The sequence below is a fragment of the Micromonospora sp. RV43 genome (assembly GCF_001029515.1).
In the GTDB taxonomy this organism is placed as follows: Bacteria; Actinomycetota; Actinomycetes; order Mycobacteriales; family Micromonosporaceae; genus Micromonospora; species Micromonospora aurantiaca.
The window spans coordinates 1-6,563 of sequence record NZ_LEKG01000266.1; the positions used below are offsets into that span (position 1 = coordinate 1).

Consider the following 6,563-nt stretch of genomic DNA (forward strand, 5'->3'; position numbering starts at 1 on the left):
GAGGGGGAGTCAGGGGGTGCGGAGGATGCCCAGGCGCTGGGTGGCTCTTGTCAGGGCCACGTAGAGGTCGCTGTGGCCCCTCGGGGACTCGGAGACGATGCGGGCCGGGTCGACCACCAGTACCGAGTCGAACTCCAGGCCCTTTGCCTGCTCGGTGGTCAGCACCACGATCCGGTTCGCCAGCTCCGGCTGCTCACCCACCGTCGCCTCCGGCAGCGCCGCCACCACCGCGCCGCCCAGCTCGGCCACCCGGCCGGTCGGCACCAGCACGCCGAGCCGCCCGTCTCCGAGCGACGCCGCCTCCCGGGCCGTCGCCTCGACCAGCTCCGTGACCAGCCGGTCCGCCGGTACGGTCCGGTCCCACGGCGGTACGCCGGTGGCGCGTACCGAGCGGGGTGGCCGCAGCGCCGGGTCGATCTCGGCGAGCACGTCGGCGGCGACCGCCATGATCTCGGCCGGGGTGCGGTAGCTGACAGTCAGCTCCTCCAGCCGCCACCGATCCGCCACGTACGGCGCCAGCGCCTCGCCCCACGACGGCGTGCCCGCGAGCGCACCGGTCTGCGCCACGTCGCCGACGATCGTCATGGACCGGCTCGGGCAGCGGCGCATCAGCAGCCGCCAGGCCATCGGCGACAGCTCCTGCGCCTCGTCGACGATCACATGCCCGAACGCCCAGTTCCGGTCGGCGGCGGCGCGCTGGGCGGTGGTGAGCCGGTCGGACTCCTCCTGCCGCTCGGAGAGCCGGTCCGCGTCGATCAGGTCGGTGACGCCGAGGATCTCACCGCCGTCGGCCTCGTCCTCCACGTCGATGGAGCGGGAGCCGCGCCAGATCTCCAGCACGCCCTCGGCGTACTCGCGTTCCAGCGCCCGGATCCGCTCCCGGCGGGCCACGGCGGCACGTTCGTCCTCGCCGAGCAGCTCGGCGGCCTCGTCCAGCAGCGGCACGTCGGCTGGCGTCCAGCCGCCCGGCTCGCGGTGCAGCGCGGTCCGCTCGGCGTCGGTGAGCATCGGCGCTGCGGTGGCGATCCGTTCCGGCGAGGCGTACAGGTCGGCGAGCAGGCGCTGCGGGGTGAGCACCGGCCACAGCTCGTCCAGCGCGGCCCGGATCTCCGGCTCCTCACGCAGCTCGCGGCGGATCTCCGCGCGGTCGGCCTCGGAGAGCAGGTTGTCCCCGCCCAGCGGGTCGGCGCCGATCCGTTCGGCCACCTGGTCGGCGAGCGCGTGCACGATCTCCACGTCGAACAGGGCGCGGGCGAGGTTGTGCGGGCGGCCGGTGCGGCGTACCCGGTCCCGGGCCTGCCGCACGGTCTCCGGGTCGAGCGTCAGCACCTCCCGCTGCGGCAGCTCGATGGTGACCGGCTCGTCGGGCACCCACTGCCGGTCGCGGACCGCGGCGGCCAGCACCTCGGCCAGCACCGCGCGGCCCTTCAGCGCCGCGGTGGTGGCCGGCTCCGCGCGGCGGGCGTGTACGCCGGGGAACAGGTCGGCCTGGGTACGCAGCAGCACGCCGGTCTCGGCCAGCGTGGGCAGCACCTGGGAGATGTAGCGCAGGAACGTGGCGTTCGGGCCGACCAGCAGCACGCCGCGGGTGGAGAGCTGCTGGCGGTGGGTGTAGAGCAGGTACGCGGCCCGGTGCAGCGCCACGGCCGTCTTGCCGGTGCCGGGCCCGCCCTGGACCACCATCACGCCGGGCAGGTCGGCGCGGATGATCCGGTCCTGCTCGGCCTGGATGGTCTCGACGATGTCGCGCATCCGGCCGGTGCGCCCGGCGTTGAGCGCGGCGAGCAGCGACGCCTCGCCGGTCACCTCCTCGTGTGCGGTGGGGGAGGCGGCGGCGATGTCGAGCACCTCGTCGTTGAGCCCGGTCACCTTCCGGTCGCGGGTGCGCAGGTGGCGCCGGCGGCGTACGCCCTGCGGGTTGGCGGCGGTGGCCAGATAGAACGGCCGGGCGGCGGGGGCGCGCCAGTCCATCAGCAGCGGGTCGTAGTCGCCGGACGAGTCGAAGATCCCGATCCGGCCGATGTAGCGGACCGCGCCGTCGTCGCCGTCGAGGCGGCCGAAGCACAGGCCGCTCTCCACAGCGGAGAACTGTTCGACCTGGTCGGCGTACATCGCGACTGTCGAGTCGCGCTGCGAGCGGGCCTGCTGCGTGCCACCGGTGTGGCGCAACTCCTCGTCGAGCCGCCGGGCGGCCTGTTCCCGCATGCCGTCCAGCCGGTCGTACAGCATCGAGACGTATTCCTGTTCCCGGCCGATCTCGTCGTCCTGGCGCAGGTCAGCCGACACGTCGGAGTGCGTTGACAATCCGGCTCCTCATTGACTAAAATTGCCGCAGGAATGGCATTCAGAAGCCATTCCTTTTTTGTGCCTGAACTGAGAAAGATAGCGCGTCGGCAGCCACCAGACCAAGCCCGGACACGACTCGGGGCCCGGCCGGCGTCAGCCGACCGAGCCCCGGGCACGGCGATTCTCAGCCCTTTGCGGCCTCGTAGAGCCGCTCCGGCGTGACCAGACCGGCGATCACCCGGCCGTCGTCGGTCAGCAGCACGCTGAACAGCTTGCCGCTGAGCAGCCGGCCGCTGCCCCAGTCGCCGCTGACCTTCGGCAGGTCACCGAGCACCTGCCCCAGCATCTGGGCATCCGGCGCGTCCGCGCCGGGCTTCGCGCCGCCGCCGGTCGCCGCGTCGCCGATCTTGGCGACCACCACCGTGGTCCAGCCGGTGCCGACGGTACGGACGTCCGGCTTCTCGGCGTCCTTCTTGTCGAACCGCTTACCCGCCGGTCCGGGTCGCTCGCCCTCGGTCGCCTCGGTGACCTTCACGCCGGGCGGCGGGTTGAACCGGAACTGGTCGGCCTCCGGCGTGCGGAAGTCGACCTGGGTGAACGCCACCTGGAACGCCGGCTCGTCCTGCCCGTCGGCGAGCACCTGCAGGCGCAGCGGCACGTGCTCCTTCGCGTCGAGTGCGATCCGGACCTGGTGGACCAGTGACGCCTTGTCACGCGGCGTGAGCACCAGCTCGTACGCGTCCCGCCCGGCGACCGTTGCGGTGCGGCCGACGGTGACCGCGGTGGTCGGGTCGATCGCCTCCAGCGCCCGGTCCGCGGCGTCGGCCGGGGTGGCCGGCACGGTGGCATGGTCCGGCGCGTCGGCCGGCAGCTTCCGGTGCGTCGCGGTGTTCTCCCGGCTGTTCCAGGTCCAGACGTCGCGCCCGTTGCGCAGGATGTCCTGCTCGCCGAGCGTGTCGACCAGCGCGAGCCGCTGCCGGTCCTCGCCGCCGTACCAGACGCGCAGCGTGTGCGTACCGGAGACCAGGCCGGCCAGGTCGTTGCCGGTGGCCTGGCCGGCGAGCGCGGCGATCGGCGGCAGGCCGAGGTCGGCGCGCTGCACCACGGTGCCGGAGAGCCCCTCCAGGCGGGACGTGCGCAGGTCTTCCAGGAGCTGGGCGGCGCTGCGCGGCGGCAGCGCCGGGTCGGCGCCGGCGGCGAACGTGCCGACGGCGGCGCCACCGCCGATCACGGCGACCCCCGCGGTCACCGGGACCAGCCAGCGCAGCACGGCGCGGTTCTTCATCACTGACATAGTGTGCACCTCCTGCGCTCCATGCTGCGCGACCGTCGCTGTGACCACGCTGAGGAGATCCCCTACGGGTGACCCCATGGTGGCACCCTTGACCGGTGCGGTTGCTGGTGGTGGAGGACGAGACGCGGCTCGCGGCGGCGCTGCGCCGGGGCCTGTCGGCGGAGGGTTTCGTGGTCGACGTGGCGGCTACCGGCCCGGACGGGCTGGACGCGGCCCGGCACGGCGAGTACGACGCGATGATCCTCGACGTGATGCTGCCCGGTTTGTCCGGTTACGAGGTGGTCCGCCGGCTGCGCGCCGAGCAGCGCTGGCTGCCGGTGCTGATGCTGTCGGCCAAGGACGGCGAGTACGACCAGGCCGACGGCCTGGACTGCGGCGCCGACGACTACCTGACCAAGCCCTTCTCGTACGTGGTGCTGCTGGCCCGCCTGCGGGCGTTGCTGCGCCGCGGCGCGCCCCGGCGGCCGACCGTGCTCACCGTCGGCGACCTGCGCCTGGACCCGGCCCGCCGCCGGGTCACCCGGGCCGACACCGAGGTGGTGCTGACCAGCCGCGAGTACGCGCTGCTGGACTACCTGATGCGCCGCCCCGGCGAGGTGGTCTCCAAGACCGAGCTGCTGGACCACGTCTGGGACGCCTCGGTCGACACCGCGCCGAACGCGGTGGAGGTCTACGTCGGCTACCTGCGCCGCAAGATCGGCCGGGAGCGGCTGGAGACGGTACGCGGCGCCGGTTACCGGCTGGCCACATGAGCCGGTGGATACGCGGCCCGCTGCCGCGGCTGGGCCTGCGGGCGCGGCTGCTCGCGCTGGGCGTGGTGGGGCTGGCGGTCGGGTTCGCGTTCGGCGGGACGCTGCTGCTGGGCGCGCTGGGCTGGACGCTGCAACGGTCGGTCGACGAGGAGGCGCTGCGTACCGCCGACGCGGTCGCGTTGCTGACCGCCGAGGACGCGCTGCCGGACCCGCTGCCTGTCGCGGGCGGGCAGCTGCGGGTGCAGGTGGTCGACGCGCAGGGCCGGATCCGGGCCGCCTCGATCGACGCGGACCGCCTCGTGCCGATGCTCGGCCCGGACGAGCTGCGTCCCGGGCAGCGGCAGCGGCTGGTGGTCGACGGGCGGCGCGCCGGCATGCCCGGCCCGGTCCGGGTGGTCACGGTGCCGGCCGGCACGGCGCAGGAGCCGCGTACGGTGCTGGTCGCCAAGTCGCTCACCGACGTGCGGCACAGCCTGCACGTGGTCCGCAACCTGCTGCTCGTGGGCTTCCCGCTGCTGGTGGCGGGGCTCGGCGTGGTGGCCTGGCGGGTGGTGGGCGCGACGTTGCGCCCGGTCGAGCAGTTGCGCAGCGGCGCCGCCGAGATCACCGGGCGGGCCGGGGCGGAGCGGCTGCCCGTACCGGCCGGGCAGGACGAGATCCACCGGCTCGCGGTCACGCTCAACGACATGCTGGACCGGCTGGCCGCGTCCCGGGACCGGCAGCGCGCGTTCGTCGCCGACGCCGCGCACGAGCTGCGCAGCCCGCTGACGAACATGCGTACCGAGCTGGAGGTGGCCCGGCGTCTCGGCGGCGACACCGACTGGCCGGCGGTCGCCGACGACCTGCTCGCCGACACGGAGCGGCTGAGCCGCCTGGTGGACGACCTGCTGTTGCTGGCCCGCCTCGACGAGCAGGACGCCCGGCCGTCCCCGGTCGGCCCGGTGGAGCTGGGGGAGCTGCTGCGCGGTGTGGCCGCCCGCTACCCGTCGCCGCCGGTCCGGCTGACGCCGCCGGACGCGCCCCGGTGGGTCGAGGGGGACGCGGGGGAGCTGCGCCGGGTGCTGGTGAACCTCGTGGACAACGCGCTGCGGCACGCGTACTCCGCCGTGGACCTGGCCGTGAGCGGGCCGGACGGGGCGTACCACCTGATCACGGTGACCGACGACGGGCCGGGTATCCCGGCGGCGGACCGGGAGCGGGTGTTCGCCCGGTTCACCCGGCTCGACGACGCGCGGGCCCGCGACGCGGGCGGCGCGGGCCTGGGCCTGGCCATCGTGCGTGAGCTGGTACGGCGGGCCGGCGGCACGGTGGAGCTGGCCGACGCGACGCCCGGCGCCGCCGCGCCGGGGCTGCGCGCGACGGTACGGCTGCCCGCGCTGGCCGAGCCGGACGCGGAGTGAGCGGTCAGCGGCGGCGCTTGGTGCAGACCGGGCCGGTGCGCGCGACCGTGTCGGTGGACCAGACGAGTGCCACAGTGAAGCAGTAGTCGGTGGTGCGGTCGAGCCCGTAGGCGATGTAGTCGGCCGACCCGGCGGGCAGCGTCGCGAACGTGCCCTGCGGCTGCCCGGACCGGCCCCCGGCGACCACCACCGGCCCTTCCGCGCCGGCCGGGTACGTCCAGCTCAGCACGATGCTGTCGCGCCGGTCGGTGAGTGTGAACCTTCCGGGCGGCGTGCCAGGCTTGGCGGCTGCGGGAGTGGACGGCACGGGACCGGCGGAGGTGGGCGGCGGAGCGCTGGTGGCCGGTGGCGGGGCGTCGCGGCCGTCGTCCACCCGGGACACCCCGGCGATCACCGCGACGGTGCCGAGCAGCAGCGCCACCGCGACGCCGAGCACCACGAGCGGCAGCCAGGGCCGGGCGCGCCGCTCCGCGACGGGTGGCCGGGGCACGTGCACCGGCAGGTAGCGCGACGGCGGCTCGGGTGGGGGCGGCGGCACGCGGCGTACCCCGGCCTGGTCGTCGGCGAGACCGACCACTGTGGGCGGCAGCGGGTCGGCGTCCGGGCGCCACGGCTGCTCGGCCGGCTCGTCGGGCGGCCACGGGTAGTCGTCGAACCCGTCGGCCTCCGGCGCGGTACGCGGCGTCGGCACGTGCGCAGTCTCGGCGGCCCGTCCGGGCGGGTGGTAGAGCGGCGTCTCGACCGGTTCGTCGAGCGCGGGCGGCGAGTACGGCGGCAGGTCGTGCGGCCCTTCGGCCGGCGGGGGCACCCGGGCGGCGGGCACCACAGGCG

Annotated in this window: 4 protein-coding genes and 1 pseudogene; 2 read left to right on the forward strand and 3 right to left on the reverse strand. The window is 75.0% G+C overall.

What is annotated here, in order from left to right:
• Positions 1-9 precede the first annotated feature (9 nt).
• Both ABD52_RS35345 and ABD52_RS35350 read right to left on the reverse strand, forming a co-directional pair.
• Entirely contained in the window at positions 10-2,229 is a 2,220-nt protein-coding gene (locus ABD52_RS35345) for an AAA family ATPase (protein WP_235437657.1), read from the reverse strand.
• A 241-nt stretch (positions 2,230-2,470) separates the two neighbouring features.
• Positions 2,471-3,580: a sigma-E factor regulatory protein RseB domain-containing protein gene (locus ABD52_RS35350; protein WP_047894592.1), complete on the reverse strand. Its 1,110-nt coding sequence runs from the start codon at positions 3,578-3,580 to the stop codon at positions 2,471-2,473.
• A 95-nt stretch (positions 3,581-3,675) separates the two neighbouring features.
• On the opposite strand from ABD52_RS35350, the gene ABD52_RS35355 reads away from it, so the two are divergent.
• Positions 3,676-4,332, forward strand: a complete 657-nt coding sequence (locus ABD52_RS35355; protein WP_013284915.1) for a response regulator transcription factor — start codon at positions 3,676-3,678, stop codon at positions 4,330-4,332.
• Complete coding sequence (locus tag ABD52_RS35360) at positions 4,329-5,732, forward strand: cell wall metabolism sensor histidine kinase WalK (RefSeq protein ID WP_047894593.1); 1,404 nt, start codon at positions 4,329-4,331, stop codon at positions 5,730-5,732. The genes ABD52_RS35355 and ABD52_RS35360 overlap by 4 nt, the downstream gene beginning before the upstream one ends.
• A 4-nt stretch (positions 5,733-5,736) precedes the next feature.
• Here ABD52_RS35360 and ABD52_RS35365 read toward each other — a convergent pair.
• Positions 5,737-6,563, reverse strand: a pseudogene (locus ABD52_RS35365) (tetratricopeptide repeat protein); the annotation flags it as partial.